This is a genomic window from Mesorhizobium sp. STM 4661 (assembly GCF_000359125.1).
Classification (GTDB): Bacteria; Pseudomonadota; Alphaproteobacteria; order Rhizobiales; family Rhizobiaceae; genus Mesorhizobium.
On sequence record NZ_CAAF010000067.1, the window covers coordinates 17847 to 37523 of the forward strand.

Annotated in this window: 17 protein-coding genes and 1 riboswitch; of the genes, 7 read left to right on the forward strand and 10 right to left on the reverse strand. The window is 62.7% G+C overall.

Annotated features, from left to right (window positions below; all coding sequences use genetic code 11):
- Positions 1 to 91 precede the first annotated feature (91 nt).
- The 3 genes from mmsA (at position 92) to araD1 (ending at position 4116) form a co-directional block, all read left to right on the forward strand.
- Positions 92 to 1624, forward strand: a complete 1533-nt coding sequence (mmsA, locus tag MESS4_RS22660) for a multiple monosaccharide ABC transporter ATP-binding protein (protein WP_006335995.1) — start codon at positions 92 to 94, stop codon at positions 1622 to 1624.
- Positions 1621 to 2913 (forward strand): multiple monosaccharide ABC transporter permease, encoded by a 1293-nt coding sequence (gene mmsB / locus MESS4_RS22665; RefSeq protein ID WP_006335996.1) that lies wholly within the window; start codon positions 1621 to 1623, stop codon positions 2911 to 2913. Before mmsA ends, mmsB begins: the two co-directional genes overlap by 4 nt.
- A 210-nt stretch (positions 2914 to 3123) precedes the next feature.
- Complete coding sequence (araD1, locus tag MESS4_RS22670; protein ID WP_006336001.1) at positions 3124 to 4116, forward strand: AraD1 family protein; 993 nt, start codon at positions 3124 to 3126, stop codon at positions 4114 to 4116.
- A 384-nt stretch (positions 4117 to 4500) separates the two neighbouring features.
- Here the strand turns inward: araD1 and MESS4_RS22675 are convergent, their stop codons facing one another.
- Entirely contained in the window at positions 4501 to 5274 is a 774-nt protein-coding gene (locus MESS4_RS22675) for an ABC transporter substrate-binding protein (RefSeq protein ID WP_036241907.1), read from the reverse strand.
- Between the two features lie 201 nt (positions 5275 to 5475).
- Positions 5476 to 6567 (reverse strand): 2'-deoxycytidine 5'-triphosphate deaminase, encoded by a 1092-nt coding sequence (locus MESS4_RS22680; protein ID WP_006336005.1) that lies wholly within the window; start codon positions 6565 to 6567, stop codon positions 5476 to 5478.
- Between the two features lie 141 nt (positions 6568 to 6708).
- A riboswitch (SAM riboswitch) is annotated at positions 6709 to 6786 on the forward strand.
- Between the two features lie 57 nt (positions 6787 to 6843).
- Between MESS4_RS22680 and MESS4_RS22685 the strand changes: the two genes are divergently transcribed.
- Positions 6844 to 8034: an O-succinylhomoserine sulfhydrylase gene (locus tag MESS4_RS22685; RefSeq protein ID WP_006336007.1), complete on the forward strand. Its 1191-nt coding sequence runs from the start codon at positions 6844 to 6846 to the stop codon at positions 8032 to 8034.
- Positions 8035 to 8058: 24 nt separating this feature from the next.
- Here MESS4_RS22685 and MESS4_RS22690 read toward each other — a convergent pair whose 3' ends face one another.
- Entirely contained in the window at positions 8059 to 9207 is a 1149-nt protein-coding gene (locus MESS4_RS22690; RefSeq protein ID WP_006336009.1) for a ceramide glucosyltransferase, read from the reverse strand.
- A 229-nt stretch (positions 9208 to 9436) separates the two neighbouring features.
- On the opposite strand from MESS4_RS22690, the gene apaG reads away from it, so the two are divergent.
- Positions 9437 to 9829: a Co2+/Mg2+ efflux protein ApaG gene (gene apaG / locus MESS4_RS22695; protein ID WP_006336011.1), complete on the forward strand. Its 393-nt coding sequence runs from the start codon at positions 9437 to 9439 to the stop codon at positions 9827 to 9829.
- Positions 9830 to 10099: 270 nt separating this feature from the next.
- On the opposite strand, the gene MESS4_RS22700 is transcribed toward apaG, so the two are convergent.
- From MESS4_RS22700 to MESS4_RS22710, 3 genes are all read right to left on the reverse strand, one after another.
- Positions 10100 to 11134, reverse strand: a complete 1035-nt coding sequence (locus MESS4_RS22700; protein ID WP_006336012.1) for an Hsp33 family molecular chaperone — start codon at positions 11132 to 11134, stop codon at positions 10100 to 10102.
- A 93-nt stretch (positions 11135 to 11227) separates the two neighbouring features.
- On the reverse strand, positions 11228 to 12139 hold the full coding sequence (argF, locus tag MESS4_RS22705; RefSeq protein ID WP_006336013.1) for an ornithine carbamoyltransferase: 912 nt from the start codon (positions 12137 to 12139) through the stop codon (positions 11228 to 11230).
- A gap of 17 nt (positions 12140 to 12156) precedes the next feature.
- Positions 12157 to 13356 (reverse strand): aspartate aminotransferase family protein, encoded by a 1200-nt coding sequence (locus tag MESS4_RS22710; protein ID WP_006336014.1) that lies wholly within the window; start codon positions 13354 to 13356, stop codon positions 12157 to 12159.
- Positions 13357 to 13712: 356 nt separating this feature from the next.
- Here MESS4_RS22710 and MESS4_RS22715 point away from each other — a divergent pair, with 356 nt between their 5' ends.
- Positions 13713 to 14231, forward strand: coding sequence for a GcrA family cell cycle regulator (locus tag MESS4_RS22715; RefSeq protein ID WP_006336016.1), 519 nt, complete (start codon positions 13713 to 13715; stop codon positions 14229 to 14231).
- Between the two features lie 101 nt (positions 14232 to 14332).
- On the opposite strand, the gene MESS4_RS22720 is transcribed toward MESS4_RS22715, so the two are convergent.
- From MESS4_RS22720 to MESS4_RS22730, 3 genes are all read right to left on the reverse strand, one after another.
- A complete protein-coding gene (locus MESS4_RS22720) occupies positions 14333 to 15343 on the reverse strand; it encodes a magnesium and cobalt transport protein CorA (protein WP_006336017.1) in 1011 nt (336 codons plus the stop codon).
- A gap of 195 nt (positions 15344 to 15538) precedes the next feature.
- Complete coding sequence (gene phoU / locus MESS4_RS22725) at positions 15539 to 16264, reverse strand: phosphate signaling complex protein PhoU (protein WP_006336019.1); 726 nt, start codon at positions 16262 to 16264, stop codon at positions 15539 to 15541.
- A gap of 175 nt (positions 16265 to 16439) precedes the next feature.
- A complete protein-coding gene (locus tag MESS4_RS22730; protein ID WP_006336021.1) occupies positions 16440 to 17702 on the reverse strand; it encodes an ATP-binding protein in 1263 nt (420 codons plus the stop codon).
- A 229-nt stretch (positions 17703 to 17931) separates the two neighbouring features.
- On the opposite strand from MESS4_RS22730, the gene ppk2 reads away from it, so the two are divergent.
- On the forward strand, positions 17932 to 18840 hold the full coding sequence (gene ppk2, locus MESS4_RS22735; protein ID WP_006336023.1) for a polyphosphate kinase 2: 909 nt from the start codon (positions 17932 to 17934) through the stop codon (positions 18838 to 18840).
- A 74-nt stretch (positions 18841 to 18914) separates the two neighbouring features.
- On the opposite strand, the gene MESS4_RS22740 is transcribed toward ppk2, so the two are convergent.
- Positions 18915 to 19676 (reverse strand): enoyl-CoA hydratase-related protein, encoded by a 762-nt coding sequence (locus tag MESS4_RS22740; protein WP_006336026.1) that lies wholly within the window; start codon positions 19674 to 19676, stop codon positions 18915 to 18917.
- Position 19677: the final 1 nt, after the last annotated feature.

A 19677-nucleotide genomic window follows, 5' to 3' on the forward strand; every position in this document is an offset into this window, starting at 1 on the left:
AAAGACAGGGGTCCTGCGCAACGCAGGGCCCCTTTTCGTTAACCAGCGAGCCCGGTATTGTTTTGCCGATCTCGGAGGAGCTTAATTCCTGATGACCTCGACGATTTTGGAGATGCGCGACATCACCAAGACGTTCCCCGGCGTGAAGGCGCTGTCCAACGTCAATCTCAGCGTCGAGGAAGGCGAGATCCACGCCGTGGTCGGAGAGAACGGCGCCGGCAAGTCGACGCTGATGAAGGTGCTGTCGGGCGTATATGCGTCCGGCACCTATGACGGCGCGATCGTCTACCGAGGCGAGGAATGCCATTTCAAAGGCATCCACGACAGCGAACACAAGGGCATCGTCATCATCCACCAGGAACTTGCGCTGGTGCCGATGCTGTCGATCACGGAAAACATTTTCCTTGGCAACGAACACGCCAGATACGGCGTCATCGACTGGAATGCCAACGAGACGCGCACCGGCGCCCTGCTCAAGAAGGTGGGCCTCAAGGAGGACCCCAAGACGCTGATCACCAATATCGGCGTCGGCAAGCAGCAACTGGTCGAGATCGCCAAGGCGCTGAGCAAGGAAGTGAGGCTGCTGATCCTCGACGAGCCGACCGCGAGCCTGTCCGAAAAGGACAGCCAGGCGCTGCTCGATCTATTGCTCGAATTCAAGCGGCAAGGCATCACCTCGATCCTGATCTCGCACAAGCTCAACGAGGTCAACCGGGTCGCCGACAAGGTCACGATCATCCGCGACGGGCGGACGATCGAAACGCTGGCCAAGAAAGACATTTCGGAAGACCGCATCATCACCTCGATGGTCGGCCGCTCGCTCGACGACCGCTATCCGCCGCGCGAGCCCAAGATCGGCGAGGTCGTGCTCCAGGTGAAGAACTGGTCGGTCTATCATCCGATCCATGCCGAGCGGCAAGTGATCAAGGGCATCGACATCGACGTCCGCAAGGGCGAGGTGGTCGGCATCGCCGGGCTGATGGGCGCCGGACGCACCGAATTCGCAATGAGCCTGTTCGGCCGCTCCTATGGCCGCCGCATCAGCGGCGAGGTGCTGCTGAAGGGCAAGCCGATCGATGTCTCCTCGGTGAGCAAGGCGGTGGAACACGGCATCGCCTACGTCACCGAGGACCGCAAGACCTACGGTCTCAACCTGATCGATCACATCAAGCACAACATCACGCTGGCCAATCTTCCCGGCGTGTCGCGCCATGGCGTGATCGACGATTTGCGCGAACTCGCCGTCGCCAACGAATACAAGGCCAAGACCAACATCCGCTCGTCCAGCGTCTATCAGATGACGGGCAATCTGTCGGGCGGCAATCAACAGAAGGTGGTGCTGTCGAAGTGGCTGTTCGCCAATCCGGAAGTGCTGATCCTCGACGAGCCGACGCGCGGCATCGACGTCGGCGCCAAATATGAAATCTATACGATCATCGCGCGTCTCGCCTCCGAGGGTAAGGCGATCATCGTCATCTCGTCGGAAATGCCCGAACTGCTCGGCATCACCGACCGCATCTACGTCATGAATGAAGGACGCATCGTGGGAGAAATGGCAGCAAGCGACGCAAGTCAGGAAAAAATCATGCGCGCCATCGTCCGGGGAGAAGGAAAAGCATCATGAGCACCGAAAGCGCTCCCGCGCCGAAAAGCGGCGTCGCCGAAGATGTGGCCCAGCAGCCGCGCGTTGCCGTCTCGGCGCTGGTCACCAATCTGCGCGAATACGGCCTGATCCTGGCATTGATCGCCATCATGGTGTTCTTCCAGTTCACGACGTCCGGAACGCTGTTCAAGCCGGTGAACCTGAGCAATTTGGTGCAGCAGAACAGCTTCATCATCGTGATGGCGCTGGGCATGCTTTTGGTGATCGTCTCCGGCCATATCGATCTCAGCGTCGGCTCCGTCGCCGGCTTCATCGGCGCGCTGGCGGCGATGATGATGGTCATCTGGCCGCTCGGTCCATTGAGCAATCCGCTGGTGGTGTCGATCATCTGCCTGATCGTGGGTGGCGCGATCGGCGCGGCACAGGGCTACTGGATTGCCTATCACCGAATACCGAGCTTCATCGTCACGCTGGCGGGCATGCTGATCTTCCGCGGCATCTGCCAGGCGCTGCTGGGTGGCGGGTCTTCCGTGGGGCCGCTTCCTGACGGCTTCAAGGCGCTCAGCTCCGGCTTCATTCCGGACGTGATCGGCTCATTGACGCTGATCCCGCCGGTCGTGAACGCCGCCGGCAAGACCATCGTCGGCAGCGGGCTGACGCTGCACATGACGACGATCGTGATCGGCCTCGTCGCCGTGCTCGCCTATGCCTATTTCGGGCTCAGGGCGCGGCGCAGCCGCGAGCGGCATGGCTACGAAGCCGAGCCCTTCTCGCTGTTCGTCGTCAAGACCCTGGTGACCAGCGCTCTGGCGCTGTTCCTTGTCTACCAATTCGCCACCTACAGAGGCCTGCCGATCGTCCTCATGGTGATGGGCGTGCTGATCGCCCTGTTCGTCTTCGTTACCAAACGCATGACGATCGGCCGCCGCATCTACGCGATGGGCGGCAATGCCAAGGCTGCGCAGCTATCGGGCATCAAGACCGAACGGCTGACCCTTATGGTGTTCATCAATATGGGCGTGCTGTCGGCGCTTGGCGGCCTCATCATCGCGGCGCGGCTGGGGCAGGCCGTGCCGGCGGCGGGCCTCGGCAGCGAGCTCGACGTCATCGCCGCCGTGTTCATCGGCGGCGCTTCGGCCATGGGCGGCGTCGGTCAGGTCATCGGCGCGGTGGTCGGCGGCTTCATCATGGGCGTCATGAACAACGGCATGTCGATCATGGGCGTCAATGTCGACTGGCAGCAGGTTGTGAAAGGTCTGGTGCTGCTCGGCGCCGTGGTCTTCGACGTCTACAACAAGAACAAGGGTTGAGCCGGGAAAAACCTGGCCGGACGAGGAAACCATACGGGTCACATCGCGGCTGCCGGCAAGAGGCCGGTGCGAAGAAGTCTCCTGAGAGACCAGGCCAGCGAGCGCAATCCGGACGAAGAATTTCACCCGTGGCGCGGACCTGGTCCGGGTCGCGCTTGGAAGGGTTTGCCAGACCGGCAGGCCGCCAAGGCAAATGAGAGAGGGTACATCATGCTGATCTCCCAGATCCTCGACGACGCCGAGACGATCCGCGTCGTTGCCCGCAACGGCGGCAAGATCCGGATCATCAACGGCGCCCGCAGCGTCTATTCGCTGGCGATGGAAGCCGCCCGCACCGGCACCGGTCTTGCCGCCCTCATCGAGCGCAAGGGGTTCGGTGAAGCGGTCGACCTCGATGCCGCCTACAAGAAGGGACGGCTGTTGTCGCCGATCAACCATCCCGATCCCGCGCATCTCCATCTCACCGGCACGGGCTTGACGCATCTCGGCTCGGCGGCGACCCGCGATTCCATGCACAAGAAGCTCAATACCGACGGCGAGGAACAGCTCACCGATTCCATGAAGATGTTCCGCATGGGGCTGGAAGGCGGCAAGCCGGCCAAGGGCCAGATGGGTGTGCAGCCGGAGTGGTTCTACAAGGGCAATGGCACGATGGCGGTGGCGCCGGGCGCGGCACTGATGTCGCCCGCCTTCGCCCAGGATGCCGGCGAGGAACCGGAAGTCGCCGGCATCTATGTCATCGGCGACGACGGCGCCCCGTTCCGCGTCGGCTTCACGCTGTCGAACGAGTTTTCAGACCATGTCACCGAGCGCGTGAACTATTTGTTCCTCGCGCATTCCAAGCTGCGCAACGCCTCGTTCGGACCGGAGATCCTGATCGGCGACCTGCCCTCCGACATCAGGGGCTCCTCGCGCATCCTTCGCGACGGCAAGCTGCTTTGGGAAAAGCCGTTCCTGTCAGGCGAGGCGAACATGTCGCACACCATCGCCAATCTCGAACACCACCATTTCAAATATTCGGCCTTCCGCCAGCCAGGCGACGTGCATGTGCACATGTTCGGCACGGCGACGCTCTCCTTTGCCGACGGCATCCGGACCGAGGCCGGCGACGTGTTCGAGATCGAAGCCGGGGATTTCGGCCTGCCGCTGCGCAATCCGCTCGAAATCGAGAAGCCGGTGAAGGTTGCGGTGAAGGCGCTTTGAGCGGGTGATCTCCCCCTCGAGGGGAGATGTCGCCGAAGGCGACAGAGGGGATCGTCTCGCGTAGAGCGCCAGCCTCCTGCGTCTGCGATAAAGAGCCGAGCCCGGCTGGACCGACCCCCTCTGGCCTGCCGGCCATCTCCCCCTCAAGGCAGGGCAATCGCATATGGCAGCGCCGGCCCCCTCTCCGGGTGCCGCTGCGCGGCCACCTCTCCCCCACTTTGTGGGGGCGAGGAACCCAAGCTTTTCAAGGCCGCGACCTCGGCGGTTGGCGTTCCTCGCCCCCATGGAATGGGGGAGAGGTGGCTCGGCGAAGCCGAGACGGAGAGGGGGAGCGCCATATGCGATTGCCCTGCCCCACAAGGGAGGAGATCGGCAGCTTGGACCTCAATAAATATCGAAGTCGAAATATTTGGCATGGATCTTCTTGTAGGTGCCGTCGGCGACGATGGCGTCGATGGCCGCGTTGAGCTTTTCGCGCAGCGCATTGTCTTCCTTGCGTACGGCGATGCCGGCTTCCGTCTCGGTGCCCTTGACGTCGCCGACCATCTTGCAGCAGCCGTCGCTCGCCTTCTTCATCCAGTCCATCAGCACGAACTTGTCCGAAAGGACGGCATCGAGACGGCCGTTCATGAGGTCGGTGATCGCCTCTTCCTGGGTCGGATAGAGCTTCGCCTCGGCGCCGGCCTTGCCATAGACGTTCTGGGCATAGTCGGCCTGGGTCGTGGAGGCCTGCGCCCCCACCGTCTTGCCGGCGAGCGCTGCGGCCTCGGTCGAAGCGATGTCGGTGTCGTTCAGCGCCACCAGCGAGAGCGGCGTCGTATAATATTTGTTGGTGAAGGAGACCTGCTTCTTGCGCTCCTCGGTGATGCTCATCGAGGCGATGATGGCGTCGAACTTCCTGGCCTGGAGCGCCGGAATCATGCCGTCCCAGTCCTGCGTGACGAACTCGCATTCGACCTTCATCTGATCGCAAAGCGCATCGGCGATGTCGATGTCGAAGCCGACCAGCTTGCCGTCCGCGGTGATGGTGTTGAACGGCGGATAGGCTCCCTCGGTGCCGATCTTCAGTTTTTCCTGTGCCTGCGCCGAGGAGAGGCCGGCGCCGACCACCAGCATGGCAGCAGCCGCTGCCGATATGATCCATCTCGAAATCCGCATTTTTTTGTTCCCCTTGCGGTTGGTCAATTTTGACGATCGGCACAGCCAAGCATGGCGCGCCCGGCCAGGCAAGCACAGTCTGGAGCGGGATGCGTTCAGGGTTGAACGGCGCATCCCGCTCTATCTATTTGTTTAGCCGCATTTCTGCGACGCCAAGTGATTCCACTTGGCTGCAAAATGCTCTGGCGGCTGGCGGAAGGATCAGCGCGCGGCGCGGAAATGCTTGGACAGTTTCAGGCCCTGTGCCTGGTAGTTCGAGCCGAGATCGGTGCCATAGAGCGCCTGTGGCCGCTTCAGCATATGCTCGTAGACGAGCCGCCCGACGATCTGGCCGTGGTCGAGGATGAACGGCACTTCATGGCTGCGCACTTCGAGCACCGCCCGGCTGCCGGTGCCGCCGGCCGCCGAATGGCCGAAGCCCGGATCGAAGAAACCGGCATAGTGGACCCGGAATTCGCCGACCAGCGGATCGAAGGGCGTCATCTCGGCGGCGTAGAGCGGCGGCACATGCACCGCCTCCTGGCTGACCAGGATATAGAATTCGTCCGGATCGAGCACCAGTTCGCCGGCACCGCTCTTGTAGAGCGGCTCCCAGAAGTCGACGACATCCTGCGCGGCGCGCTTGTCGACATCGACCAGCCCGGTGTGATGCTTGCCGCGGTAGCCGACCAGCCCGTCCTTGTCGCCGTCGAGATCGATCGAGAGTGCGATGCCGCCGCCGGAAATGTTCGGCGGCTCGGTGGCAACCAGCGTCTCGGCGCGATGCAGGTCGTGCAGTTCGCGTTCCGACAGAAGCGCGTTGCCGGTGCGGAACCTGATCTGCGACAGCCGCGAGCCGGTGCGGACCACGATCGGAAAGGTCCGCGGGCTGACTTCGAGATAGAGCGGGCCATGATAGCCGGCGGCGATCTTGTCGAACTCGTGGCCGCGATCGGTCATCACGCGGGTGAAGATGTCGAGCCGTCCGGTCGAGCTCTTCGGGTTGGCCGAGGCCGAAATGTCTTCGGGCAGCGCCAGGCTTTCGAGCAGCGGCACGATGTAGACGCAGCCGGTTTCGAGCACGGCGCCCTCTACCAGATTGATCTCGTGCAGCTTCAGCCGATCGAGCTTTTCCGCGACCCGGTGACCGGGGCCAGGCAGGAAAGAGGCGCGCACGCGCCAGGCCTTGTCGCCGAGCCTGAGATCGAGGCTGGCCGGCTGGATCTGATCGGCATCGAGGGCAGGCGCCTTCAGCGCGCCCGACTGGAACAGCGCGGAAATGTCGTGATCGGGAAGAATGCCTGTCTGCCGCAAAGGCTGGCTCCGCTCCAACGCCGAGTCATTTTTGTCGCAGGTTCTTGTCGCAAAACCGTGGAACACTTTTGCGGAACCTGCTTGGTACAAACCTCTTAATCAAGCCGGCAATTGACGCAAGCGCGGTGCGGGTCTAAAGGGTCGTTATCCCGTGGTGATTTGGCCGGTCGGCTTGCAGCCACGTTAAACAAGTCGCTAAAGGACCGTCGGGCCGCAAGGCCGTATGGACCGGTTGCGACTTTCGCGGCCGGTTTTTTTGTGTCTGGAACAAAAGCGATGAGCATCAAGAAGCGCAACTGGAAGTCTCAAACGGCACTCGTGCATGGCGGGACGCTGCGTTCCGGCTTCGGCGAAACGTCCGAGGCGATGTACCTCACCCAAGGCTACGTCTATGAGACGGCACAGGCGGCGGAAGCCCGCTTCAAGGGCGAGGAACCGGGCTTCATCTATTCGCGCTACGCCAATCCAACGGTCGACATGTTCGAGAAGCGCATGTGCGCGCTGGAAGGTGCCGAAGACGCGCGCGCCACCGCATCGGGCATGGCGGCGGTGACCGCGGCACTTCTATGCAGCGCCAGGGCCGGCGACCATATCGTGGCGGCGCGCGCGCTGTTCGGCTCCTGCCGCTGGGTGGTCGAGACGCTGGCGCCGAAATACGGCATCGAGGCGACGCTGGTCGACGGCACCGACATCGCCAACTGGGAAAAGGCGGTCAGGCCGAACACCAAGCTGTTCTTCCTGGAAAGCCCGACCAATCCGACCCTGGAGGTGGTCGACATCGCCGCCGTCGCAACGCTTGCCAATTCGATCGGGGCGCGGTTGATCGTCGACAACGTCTTTGCCACCCCCTTGCAGCAGAAGCCGTTGCAACTCGGCGCCCACATCGTCGTCTATTCGGCGACCAAGCACATCGACGGCCAGGGGCGGTGCCTGGGCGGCGTCATCCTGTCGGACAAGAAGTGGATCGACGAGAATCTGCACGACTATTTCCGCCACACCGGCCCCAGCCTGTCGCCCTTCAATGCCTGGACGCTGCTCAAGGGCCTGGAGACGCTGCCGCTGCGCGTGCGCCAGCAGACTGAAAGTGCCGGCAAGATCGCGGATTTCCTCGCCGGGCGGCCGGAAATTGCCCGCGTCATCTATCCCGGCCGCGCCGATCACCCGCAGGCGGCCGTCGTCAAGAAGCAGATGTCGGGCGGCTCGACGCTGATCTGCCTCGACATCAAGGGCGGCAAGCAGCCAGCCTTCGCCTTCCAGAACGCCCTCGACATCGTGCTGATCTCCAACAATCTCGGCGACGCCAAGAGCCTGATCACCCATCCGGCGACGACGACGCACAAGAACCTCAGCGACGAGGCCCGCGCCGAACTCGGCATCGGACCGGGCACGCTGAGGCTGTCCGTCGGCCTGGAAGACGCGGACGATCTGCTCGCGGATGTCGAGCAGGCGCTGAAGTCAGCCAAATAGCAGCCGCCGCGCGGCAGGGATTGCTCAGACGCCTTCCTCCAGCTCGGTCATCGCCTTGGTGCGGATGGTCATGGCGTTGCCGCGCCATTCGACAGCGCCGCCCAGCCAGCCACGTGCCCAAATGGCGGGAAGCATTATATCCCGCACGATCATGGCGGTGACGATGCGTGGCGAGAGATACCAGCCCTTGGACCAGGCGAGCATGCATTCCGGCAGATAGGCAATCAGCAGCACGCAAAAAGCCGTGGTGGGCAGACTGATGCCGGCGCTTGCCGCCGCGATCAGCGCCAACAGCAGTGGCATTGCCACGCCGGTCAGGATTTCCGGCGCGAAGAACAGTGGGAAGGTGACGCGCCGCAGCCGCGCCCAGCGCGCCTGGCGCGACCAGATTTCGCCAAATGTGCGCTGGCCGAGCGGCTGCTCGAATGGCGAGGCGACGAGGTTGACGCGCAATCCGAGCCCGTTGACCAGCTTGGTCGCGGCGGCGTCCTCGGCGATCTCGGCGGCAAGCGCGCGGATGCCGCCATTGGTGTCGAGCATCGGTTTCTTCCACAACATACTCTTGCCCTGGGCGAAGCCGAGGCCGAGCGCCTCGCCGGCATATTGCCAGCGCGCCTGCAGCGTATTGAGGAAGGCGCATTCGACCTCCGCCCAGAAGCCGTCCGGCCGCGAGCCGATCGGTGTCGAGCAGACAAGACCGGTGTCGGGCCGCCACGCGGCCATCAGATGCTGGACATAATCCTTCGGCATCAGGACATTGGAATCGGCAAGAATGACCCAATGGTGGCGCGCCGCTTCCCAGCCCTTGACGCAGTTGTTGAGCTTGGGATTGGCGCTGATGCGGTCATCGCCGGTGAGCAGCTGCGCCGGTACATTGGGAAACCGGGCAATCGCCCTGTTTATCAGTTTGATCACCGGATCATCGGCATTAGCGACACAGAAGATGAGTTCGTAACGCGGCCAGTCGAGCGAGAAGGCACGCGCAAGCGTTTCCTCGGTAAATGGTTCGACCCCGCGCGAGGGGATGACGATCGACACCGGCGGGGACTTGCCGGCAGGCCGCGCGAGGCTGCGCGGCGGCTTCAGCCTGAAAGCCGCGAGCAGGATGCTTGCGAGATTTGAAAGAAGCAGGGCAGTCGAAAACAGGGCGGCGGCTATGACTGTCAGTTCCATCGATATCTGGTCACTCCGGAAAAGCCGGCCGGAAGGTGGCCGTTTTGAACAGGTCGACAGAGCGCCCGAGTCGCCCGGCACGGTTTGCGCACACCATCATTGTCATGTGTCACTTAAATGACATTGTTTGGCGGCAGGTGCGCATAAAACCGGAAGGGACAGGCAGCGCGCGCCGTTAACCTTGTAAGGAGCGCGTCGAAACTTCCGCTGGGACTGTTTGGAGTAGCTCATGTACCGCGCCGTCACGCGCAACATCGAAGTGCAAGTCAGGCCGTTCTATCTGGAGGATCGCTCGGACCCGTCGGAGAACCGCTATGTCTGGGGTTACCAGGTGACGATCGACAATCAGTCGGACGAGTTCGTGCAGCTTCTGTCGCGCTATTGGCACATCACGGACGGCGCAGGCCGCGTCGAGGAAGTGCGCGGCGCCGGCGTCGTCGGCGACCAGCCCGAACTCAATCCCGGCGACAGCTATCAATACACGTCCGGCTGTCCGTTGCCGACGCCGTCCGGCATCATGGTCGGCCACTACACGATGCGCAACGCGCGGGGCGAGACGTTCAACATCGCCATCCCCGCCTTCTCGCTCGACCTGCCAGGCACGCGGCGGACGGTGAACTGACGTTCACTTGGGTTTCCTCGCCCCCGCGAAGCGGGGGAGAGGTGGCCCGGCGAAGCCGGGACGGAGAGGGGGACGACATTCGCGAAGCCAGAACCGGCAAGGGAATGGGCGCAAGACTAACAGTGACACGAAGCACATCAAGAGTCCTTGAACGGCGAATTCCCAGCCGCCGCGAAGGCCCCCTCTCCGTCCCGGCTTCGCCGGGCCACCTCTCCCCACTCCGTGGGGCGAGGAACCCAAGTTCTGCGAAGGCAACCGCACTGACGCTCGCTACTCAGCCGCCGCAAACTCCGCCGGGTCGAAGTCATATTGCTTCGAGCAGAATTCGCAGGCGACGTGAATGCCGCCATCCTCGGTGCTGTCCCTGATTTCGTCGGCGGAAAAACCTTCGAGAATGCCGCGGATCTTGTCTCTCGAGCATGAGCACTGGTCGGCGACCGGCACGCCGCCGAAGACGCGGACGCCATGCTCGTGGAACAGGCGGTAAAGCAACCGCTCCGCGCCTATCGTCGGATCGATCAGTTCGGTCGGCTCGATGGTGCCGAGCAGCGCCAGCAGTTCCTGCCAGGAATTGTCGGCCGGATCGTGGATTTCCTCGCGCGGATCGCCATCGCCGCCCGGCAGATCGGGCACGCGCATGCGTTCGGGCGACTGCGGCAGGAACTGCGCCAGGATGCCACCGGCGCGCCATTGCTCGCGGGCACCACCATTACCGGGCGTCAACAGCTTGGCCACCGAAAGCCGGAGATCGGTCGGGATCTGCTCCGACTGGCGGAAATAGGTGCGCGCCGCTTCTTCCAAAGTCTCGCCATCGAGCTGGACGATGCCTTGATAGCGCTGAGTATGGGCGCCCTGGTCGATGGTCAGCGCCAAGACGCCGCTGCCGAGCAGCGTCTGCTGCGACGTCTCGCCGGCGGCCGTCAGCGCCTCCAGCCGGTCGGCATCGAAACGCGCATAGGCCCGCAATGCGGACGGCGTGGAAAAATCCGCGACCAGCATATCGACCGGCCCATCGGTGCGGGTCTGCAGGATGAACTTGCCCTCGAACTTGAGCGAGGTGCCAAGCAGCACCGTCAGCACGCAAGCTTCCGCCAGCAGGCGAGCAACCGGCTCGGGATAGTCGTGACGGGAAAGGATCGCATCGAGCATCGGCCCGAGCTGAACCGTGCGGCCGCGCACATCGAGCGGACCGACCTCGAAGGGCACGACATGATCGTCGCCGGCATAGCCGAATTCGCCGAGTTTGGGTTGATGTTCAGCCAACTGACGGGTTTCCAACATGACAAAGCTCCGGGGCGCGGCCATGCCGCCCTCCGGGGCGCATGCGTCGAAACGCGCTCATTTTGCGTGATGCGCCTGAGATAGGCACCACGCATTGCCGGATCAAGGTTGCCCGGATCAAGCGCCCAGACACCAGGCGAGAACCGCCTTCTGGGCATGAAGCCGGTTCTCGGCCTCGTCGAACACCACCGAATGCGGCCCGTCGATGACCTCGTCGGTAACCTCCTCGCCGCGATGCGCCGGCAGGCAGTGCATGAAGAGCGCGTCGGGCTTGGCCTTCGCCATCAACGCCGCATTGACCTGATAGGGCAGGAAAACGTTGTGGCCGCGGGCGCGGTGTTCCTGGCCCATCGACACCCAGCAGTCGGTGACGACGCAGTCGGCCTCGTGGACTGCCTCCTCGGGCGAGCGGGTGAAGTTCAGCTTGCCGCCATGCCGCTTCGACCAGTCGACATGTTTCTCGCCCGGCTCGCTGCCTTCGGGCACGGCGACATTCAGGTTGAAGGCGAACCGCGCCGAAGCTTCCAGTAGCGAATGCAGCACATTGTTGCCGTCGCCGGTCCAGGCGATGGTCTTGCCGGCCACCGGACCGCGATGTTCCTCGAAGGTCATGATGTCGGCCATCAGCTGGCAGGGATGGGTTTCGTCGGTCAGCCCGTTGATGACGGGTATGGTGGCATTCTCGGTCAGCTCCAGCAGCCGGTCATGCGAGGTGGTGCGGATCATGATCGCATCGACATAGCGCGACAGCACCTTGGCGGTGTCGGCGATGGTTTCGGAGCGGCCGAGCTGCATCTCGGTGCCGGTCAGCATGATGGTCTCGCCGCCGAGCTGGCGCATGCCGACGTCGAAGGAGACGCGCGTGCGCGTCGACGGCTTGTCGAAGATCATCGCCAGCACCTTGCCTTCGAGCGGCTTCGTCCGCTCTCCGGCCTTAAGGCGCGCCTTTCGCATCACGGCGTCGTCCAGCATGAAGCGCAGGTCGCCCGCGGAAACGGCGGAGAGATCGGTGAAATGGCGAAGTGACATCAGGACTGGTTCCGGGATTACTTCGCGGCAGCCGCGGCGATGGCGTCCGCCAGGCCCCGGGCACCGGCGCGGATGCGGTCGAGCGCCTCATGGATCTCGGCATCGGTGACGGTGAGCGGCGGCAGCAGGCGGATGACGTTGTCGCCGGCCGGAACCGTCAGCAGATGCTGGTCGCGCAGCGCCATGTTCACCTTGGTGTTGGGCATCGCGCATTTGAGGCCGAGCATCAGCCCGGTTCCCCGGATATCCTCGATGACATCGGGAAATTCATCGGCGACACCCGCCAGACCCTGCTTCAGCAACAGCGCCTTGCGCTGGACATCCTCCAGGAAGCCGTCTTCCAGCACCACGTCGAGCACGGCGTTGCCGACCGCCATCGCCAGCGGATTGCCGCCGAAGGTGGTGCCATGCACGCCAGCGGTCATGCCGACCGCTGCCTCGTCGGTGGCAAGGCAGGCGCCCATCGGAAAGCCACCGCCGATGCCCTTGGCGACCGCCATGATGTCGGGCGTGACACCGGCCCATTCATGCGCGAACAGCTTTCCGGTGCGGCCGACGCCGCACTGGACCTCATCGAAGATCAGAAGCAGGCCGTGCTGGTCGCAGAGCTGCCGCAGCCGCTTCAGCGATTGCGTCGGCACTTGCCTGATACCACCCTCGCCCTGCACCGGCTCGACCAGGATCGCTGCGGTCTCCGGCGTGATCGCCTTTTCAGCGGCATCGATGTCGTCGAAGCCGACCTGGTCGAAGCCGTCGACCTTGGGCCCAAAACCTTCGAGATATTTGTACTGGCCGCCGGCGGCGATGGTCGCCAGGGTGCGGCCATGGAAGGCGCCTTCGAAGGTGATGATACGAAAGCGCTCGGGATGGCCCTTGACGAAGTGATAGCGCCGCGCCGTCTTGATCGCGCATTCCAGCGCCTCGGCGCCCGAATTGGTAAAGAACACCTTGTCGGCGAAGGTGGCTTCGGCCAGCCGCTCACCCAGCCGGCTCTGTCCCGGAATCTCGTAGAGATTGGAGACATGCCAGACCTTGGCCGCCTGTTCGGTGAGTGCCGAGACCAGATGCGGATGGCTGTGGCCCAACGAATTCACGGCAACACCGCCGCCAAAATCGAGATATCGCTCGCCCTTGTCTGTAACCAGCCAAGTGCCTTCCCCATGGTCGAAAGCCAGGGGTGCGCGGGTAAAGGTCTCGAAAAGCGCCGAACCGCTCATTATATGCGTCTCCGGAACCGGAAAATCAAAAAAGCCGCCAAAGCGGCGGCCTTTGCGGCTTATCGTGTTTTTCGGCCATGAAGTCAACGAAAACGTCGCGCAAGGACGCGCGGCAAGCCCCCAGCGAGACGCCGGCTCATAAGCGACCGGGCAAGTTGGGGAAAACCGAAAAAACCGATTCGTGTTGCCCTTGGGACTCTTGTCACTGAGTCAACGGATAGGTATTTGTAGTCGAGAAATAACTAGATTTCGTGCGGCGGACCTAATCACCCGGTATATGTGGTGTTGTTTGCCCGGCGAGAGCCGGGTCGGGAAAGGATTCCGACCGCTGCACGCCTCAGCAGGAGCGCGGTCTCATGAACTGGACTGACGAGCGGGTCGAACTTCTTAGAAAACTGTGGTCGGAAGGACTGAGCGCAAGCCAGATCGCCGCACAGCTCGGGGGTGTCAGCCGCAATGCGGTCATCGGCAAGGTGCATCGGCTGAAACTGTCGGGCCGCGGCCGCTCGACGGCCACGCCGTCACGCCAGAAGAAGAGCGTGCAGGGATCGAGCGTCCAGAAATCTGTGTCACGGGCGGCAAGCGCGGCGCGGCATATGACCACGTCGATCGGAGCGACCGCGCTGCAGGCGCAATTCGACGCCGAACCGGTGGCGCGTCATTACATCCGCCCGGTCGAGAACGTCGTCGTACCGATCTCGCGGCATCTGCGGCTCGTCGAATTGACCGAGCGGACCTGCAAATGGCCGAATGGCGATCCGCTTTCGGAAGACTTCCATTTCTGCGGCAACGATGCCGCCGAAACCGGGCCCTACTGCAAGTATCACGCCCGCGTAGCGTTCCAGCCGGCTTCGGAGCGGCGGCGGAGTCGGTGAGTAGAGTAGTGAGTAGTGAGTAGTGAGTAGTGAGTAGTGAGTAGGAAAATGGAGCGCCTAGAGCGCTGTTTCACTACTCACTAATTTTCTACTGACTCAATTCACAGCCACCCATTCTTGCGGAAACGCCAGTACAGGAAAGAGCAGATCGCAGCGATCGCTGCCAGCACGATCGGGTAGCCATATTCCATCTTCAGTTCCGGCATGTCGTCGAAATTCATGCCGTAGATGCCAGCGAGCGCCGTCGGCACCGCCAATATCGCGGCCCATGAGGCGAGCTTCTTGGTGTTCGCCGTTTCCTGGCTCTGGCCCACCAGAAGGCTGGCCTCGAAAGCAAAGGCGAGAACCTCCCGCAAGCTGTCGATCTTTTCCTGGACGGTGCGGATATGATCGGTGACGTCGCGAAACAGCGGGTGCATGGCCGCATGGATCTGCGGCAGGTCGGCGCTGGTCAGCCGGCGGCAGACCTCCACCAGCGGCAGCGCCGCATTGCGCAAGCGCAACAGATCGCGGCGCAGCATATAGAGCCGCTCGATATCAGGCCCAGTCATCGGCCTCAGCAGGACCTTGTCCTCGATCGCCTCGACCTCGTCCTCGATCTGCTCGAGCACCGGCATGTAGTTGTCGACGATGAAATCGAGAATGGCATAGAGGACGAAATCCTCGCCCTTGGCCAGCGAATGCGGGCAGCTTTCCCAATGCTGGCGGACGGCGGCATAGGAGGTGGAAGGACCGTGCCTGACGCTGACGATGTAGCCGGCGCCGACGAACAGATGCGTCTCGCCGAAGGTGACGCGGCCGTCGATCAGTTGGGCCGTGCGGGCAACGATGAACAAGGCATCGCCATATTGCTCGATCTTCGGCCGCTGGTGCGGATGCTCGGCATCCTCGATCGCCAGTTCATGCAGGTGGAATTGCGCCTGGACGCGCAGTAGCAGGTTGCGGTCGGGCTCCAGCAGGCCGATCCAGACGACATGGCCCGGCTTGCCGGCCCATTCGCCAGCTTCCTCGATCGCAATGTCGGCGATACGCCGGCCGGCGGTATAGACGCTGGAAGCGATGATGCCCGACGTCGGCGGCGGGGCCGGAGTCAGGTTCCGAACGTTTTCCATCGCTACCTCCTGGAGACATGGCCTCCGGTCAGGATCAGGACGTTCAGGGAAGCTTAGCTTAAAGCACGCCGCATTTGAAAGGATTCATGCGACGCGCTTTAAGTTCCTGTTTTTTATGCATGTCGTTATCGCAAAACCGTTGCACACTTTTGCGCGGCATGCATCAAATTAGCAATGGGTTCGAGAGGCGGCCGTTCACTTCGCCGGCTGCATGCCGGGAAGGACGACCTTGTCCGTCTTGTCGCCCTTCGGCCGCTCGGCCGGCATCTGGTCGCCGGTGACAATGTAATAGATCGTCTCGGCGATGTTGGTGGCGTGATCGCCGATCCGCTCGATGTTCTTGGCGCAGAACAGGAGATGCGTGCAAGGCGTGATGTTGCGCGGGTCTTCCATCATATAGGTCAGCAATTCGCGAAACAGCGAGGTGTACATGGCGTCGATCTGGTCGTCGCGGTCGCGCACGAAGCCGATCTTTTCCACCGAGCGCGACGCGTAGACGTCGAGTACTTCCTTGAGCTGCGTCAACGCCAGGTCGGCCAGTGCCTCGAGGCCACGGAACAGGCTGGTCGGCTGGCGCCCTTCGATGACGGAAGCCACCCGCTTGGCGACATTCTTGCCGAGGTCACCAACTCGTTCGAGGTCGGCCGAGATGCGGATCGCGCCGACGATTTCGCGCAAATCCGTCGCCATCGGCTGACGCTTGGCGATGATGACAATCGCCTTGTCGTCGATCGCGCGCTGCCCCTCGTCCAGAACCAGGTCGTCACGGATGACCTTCTGGGCGAGGCCGGGATCGGCGTTGACCAGGGCCGTGATCGCCTGTTCGACCATGCGCTCGGCATGCCCGCCCATCGCGGCGATGCGCTTCGACAGGTATTTCAGCTCCTCGTCATAGGCGCTGACGATGTGCACGGACTGCATGGATGAAATGCCTTCCCATGGTCTTCTGGTTTGAGTCGTTTCCTCGAATCCCCGCTGATACGCCAGCGGGATGACAGAAAAAAGAAAAAGACTGTTGAAGCAACGCACTCAGCTAGACGGACAAAGCACGCCCCAACACTCTTTTCGAGCCTATGCCGCAGTAAATAGTGCGGCGTCAGCGCGTCGGCAAATGAACCGAGAAGGCTGCGCCCTTGCCGACCTCCGACTTGATCGAAAGCCTGGCGTTGTGGCGCGTCAAAATGTGCTTGACGATGGACAGGCCAAGGCCGGTCCCCTTATGGGTCCGGCTGTTCTCGACATCGACACGGTAGAAGCGCTCGGTGATGCGCGGGATGTGTTCTTCGGCAATGCCGGGACCGAAATCCCTGATGGCGACGTCGATGCCCGGTTCGGGAATATCGCTGCGCGCGATCGACACCACGACGCGTCCGCCCGACTGTCCGTATTTGCAGGCGTTTTCCAGCAGGTTTTCGAAAACCTGGAAGAGTTCGTCCCGGTCCCCTGGCACATCGAGCGGCCCTTCCGCGAAATCCCGCTCGATGGCGACTCCATTTTCCCTGGCAAGCGGCCCAAGCGAATCGATGACGCTGCCGAGGGTCTGGCGGAGATCGACCTCGGTTCCCGGCTTCAGATAGGGCTTCATCTCCAGCCGAGACAGCGACAAGAGGTCGTCGATCAGGCGCGCCATGCGACCGGTCTGGTTCTGCATGATTTGCAGAAACTGTTCGCGCGCCGCCGGATCGCCGCGGGCCGGCCCGCGCAGCGTCTCGATGAAGCCCGATATCGAGGCCAACGGGGTGCGCAGTTCGTGGCTTGCATTGGCGATGAAATCAGCGCGCATCCGGTCGATCCGGCGCGCCTCGCTCTGGTCCTTGAACACCAACACATAGAGATCGGTGCCGTGACCGACCGAAGAGGCGCTTACCCGGTAGGCCCGTTCGACCGGCAGCTTTTCGGTATAGTCGACGACATCCGAAGCGACATTTCCCGACAAGATGCTGTCCAGCAGGGTCTGCATTTCGGGCGCGCGGAACTTGAGCGACAGCGACAGGCCGGGCGCGATGCCACCAAAGGCGGCAAAGGCAGCAGCGTTGGCATGGACGATCATGGCAGTGCGGTCGAAGATGATCAGCGGATCGGCAACGGCCGCCGCCAGATATTCGCCCGACAGCCGCTGCAGCCCGCTGGCCTCGATCGCCGCGGCGTCCTCGGCGGACTGGCGCGCAGCGTCGGTTTGCAGCATCGCGGCGGCAAGCAGCACCGCACAGGCCAGCAGCACCACATAGCCGGACATGCCTGCGAACCAATAAACCGCCAGAACCGCGATGATGCCGGCAGTAAGCAGCAAGCGGCTGTGCCACAGCCGGATAGCGACTGTTTGCGCCGCGCCTTGCCGCTCCGCGCTTGTCTCAGCCATTGTCAGCCATTCGCGCGTACCTCGTGCCCTGGCATCCTGTCGGTCGGCCGGCTGGAAAACTTCCCGCTGGACCGGCGCTAGAGCGCCGTGCGTCCAATTGGACGCACAAAGGACGCTCTACCACTTTCAATCTGCTGCATCGTTCTTTCCGAAAATCGATTCCGATTTTCGGGCCGATGCAGTAAGGCTCCCAATAGCATGAGTCCCGAAGCTGGAAAGGTTCGTCTCGATGAAAAAACCCAAGGAAAGTCCCGCAGCACCCGCGTCAGGTCCGCTGAAGATCAGGATCGACGGCAAGGAGCGGGAGTTCGACATCGAGAATGCCGAGCTTCCCGACTGGGTCGAGGACAGCAAGCTGACCTCGGGCGGCTATCCCTATGACAAGAAAATGAAGAGCGAGGATTATGACGAGCCGCTCGAGCGGCTGCAGATCGAACTGGTCAAGGCGCAGGCCTGGCTGCAGTCGACCGGCAAGCGGGTGATGGTGCTGTTCGAGGGACGCGACGCCGCCGGCAAGGGCGGCACGATCTTCGTGCTGCACCAGTACATGAACCCTCGCACCGCGCGCAATGTGGCGCTGACCAAGCCGACCGAGACCGAACGCGGACAGTGGTATTTCCAGCGCTATGTCGATCATTTCCCCACGGCGGGAGAATTCGTCACCTTCGACCGCTCCTGGTACAACCGCGCCGGCGTCGAGCCGGTCATGGGGTTCTGCACACCGGAACAGCACGAGAAATTTCTCGACGAGACGCCGCATTTCGAACGGATGATCTGCAACGAGGGCATCCATTTCTTCAAGATCTGGCTGAACATCGGCCAGGAAGCCCAGCTCGAACGGTTCCACGATCGCCGCTGGAGTCCTTTGAAGAACTGGAAATTCTCGCCGATCGACGTCGCCGGCATCACGAAATGGGACGACTACACCAGGGCGCGCGACCTGATGGTGGAGCGCACGCACAAGGAGTTCGCGCCGTGGATCATCGTACGGGCCAACGACAAGCGGCGCGCGCGGCTTGCCGTCATCCGGCGCATCCTGCTGTCGCTGCCCTATGAGGGCCGCGACCTCGACGCCATCGGCAAGGAAGACAAGAAGATCATCGGCGAAGGGCCGTCATTTCTCGGAAAACAGGACTGACGCTTCTGGCGCCGCGCGGCCTCTTGGCCGCGCGGCGCTCGATTCATCGATCGCTCTCTTTTCGGCGTGGCCGTTCAAGCCGCCAGCCTGGCGATCCGCTGTAGCCGCTTCAGCGTGACGTCGTCCTGCAAAGCCTGCTGGAAGAGCGAGATCTCCCGATCGATGCGGTCGCAAAGCACTCCGGTGTCGCCCCTGAGCAGGTCACGCGTCTGCAACAATGCGGCGACTGGCTTCTTGGCGAGTTGCCTGGCCCTGCCAAGTGCCGCTTCCTCGACGCTGCCACCCGCCACGATCTCCGTGACCAGGCCGAGCGCCTTGGCATCCTCGGCGCGGAGCGTGTCGCCCAGGCAGAAGAAGCGGAAGGCGCCGGCATAACCGAGCTTCTGCGGCGCCAGAATGCTGGTCGCGGCGTCCGGCACGAGGCCGAAATCGACGAACGGCACCCGGAACGTGCTTTCTCCAGATGCGATCACCATGTCGCAATGGAACAAGATGGTGCAGCCGACACCGACAGCGTCGCCATCGACACAGGCAAGCACCGGCTTCGGAAACGTCGCCAACGTGCGGAACATGTCGGTGACGGCGGCGATCAACCGTTGATGCTTGGTGGCATCAAGGAATTCGGAAAAGTCGCCGCCGAGGCAGAAGCAGCCGGCCAGGCCACGCAGCACCACGACCCGCACCTCATCGTCGACGGCTGCTTCGTGGAAGGTCTTGGCCAGGCTTTCATAGGCTCGCCTGTCCAGCACCGGCCGGCCGTCATCCGTCGACACTGTGACAATCAGCGTATGGTTGCGGAACTCCGTTTGCGTGGGGATGTTCATGACCGTCTCCATC

Excerpts from the sequence above, each read along its gene's own strand:
- mmsA (WP_006335995.1), top strand. The coding sequence starts at position 92 with ATGACCTCGACGATTTTGGAGATGCGCGACATCACCAAGACGTTCCCC.
- mmsB (WP_006335996.1), top strand. The coding sequence starts at position 1,621 with ATGAGCACCGAAAGCGCTCCCGCGCCGAAAAGCGGCGTCGCCGAAGAT.
- araD1 (WP_006336001.1), top strand. The coding sequence starts at position 3,124 with ATGCTGATCTCCCAGATCCTCGACGACGCCGAGACGATCCGCGTCGTT.
- MESS4_RS22675 (WP_036241907.1), bottom strand. The coding sequence starts at position 5,274 with ATGCGGATTTCGAGATGGATCATATCGGCAGCGGCTGCTGCCATGCTG.
- MESS4_RS22685 (WP_006336007.1), top strand. The coding sequence starts at position 6,844 with ATGAGCATCAAGAAGCGCAACTGGAAGTCTCAAACGGCACTCGTGCAT.
- MESS4_RS22690 (WP_006336009.1), bottom strand. The coding sequence starts at position 9,207 with ATGGAACTGACAGTCATAGCCGCCGCCCTGTTTTCGACTGCCCTGCTT.
- apaG (WP_006336011.1), top strand. The coding sequence starts at position 9,437 with ATGTACCGCGCCGTCACGCGCAACATCGAAGTGCAAGTCAGGCCGTTC.
- MESS4_RS22700 (WP_006336012.1), bottom strand. The coding sequence starts at position 11,134 with ATGGCCGCGCCCCGGAGCTTTGTCATGTTGGAAACCCGTCAGTTGGCT.
- argF (WP_006336013.1), bottom strand. The coding sequence starts at position 12,139 with ATGTCACTTCGCCATTTCACCGATCTCTCCGCCGTTTCCGCGGGCGAC.
- MESS4_RS22710 (WP_006336014.1), bottom strand. The coding sequence starts at position 13,356 with ATGAGCGGTTCGGCGCTTTTCGAGACCTTTACCCGCGCACCCCTGGCT.
- MESS4_RS22715 (WP_006336016.1), top strand. The coding sequence starts at position 13,713 with ATGAACTGGACTGACGAGCGGGTCGAACTTCTTAGAAAACTGTGGTCG.
- MESS4_RS22720 (WP_006336017.1), bottom strand. The coding sequence starts at position 15,343 with ATGGAAAACGTTCGGAACCTGACTCCGGCCCCGCCGCCGACGTCGGGC.
- phoU (WP_006336019.1), bottom strand. The coding sequence starts at position 16,264 with ATGCAGTCCGTGCACATCGTCAGCGCCTATGACGAGGAGCTGAAATAC.
- MESS4_RS22730 (WP_006336021.1), bottom strand. The coding sequence starts at position 17,702 with ATGGCTGAGACAAGCGCGGAGCGGCAAGGCGCGGCGCAAACAGTCGCT.
- ppk2 (WP_006336023.1), top strand. The coding sequence starts at position 17,932 with ATGAAAAAACCCAAGGAAAGTCCCGCAGCACCCGCGTCAGGTCCGCTG.
- MESS4_RS22740 (WP_006336026.1), bottom strand. The coding sequence starts at position 19,676 with ATGGAGACGGTCATGAACATCCCCACGCAAACGGAGTTCCGCAACCAT.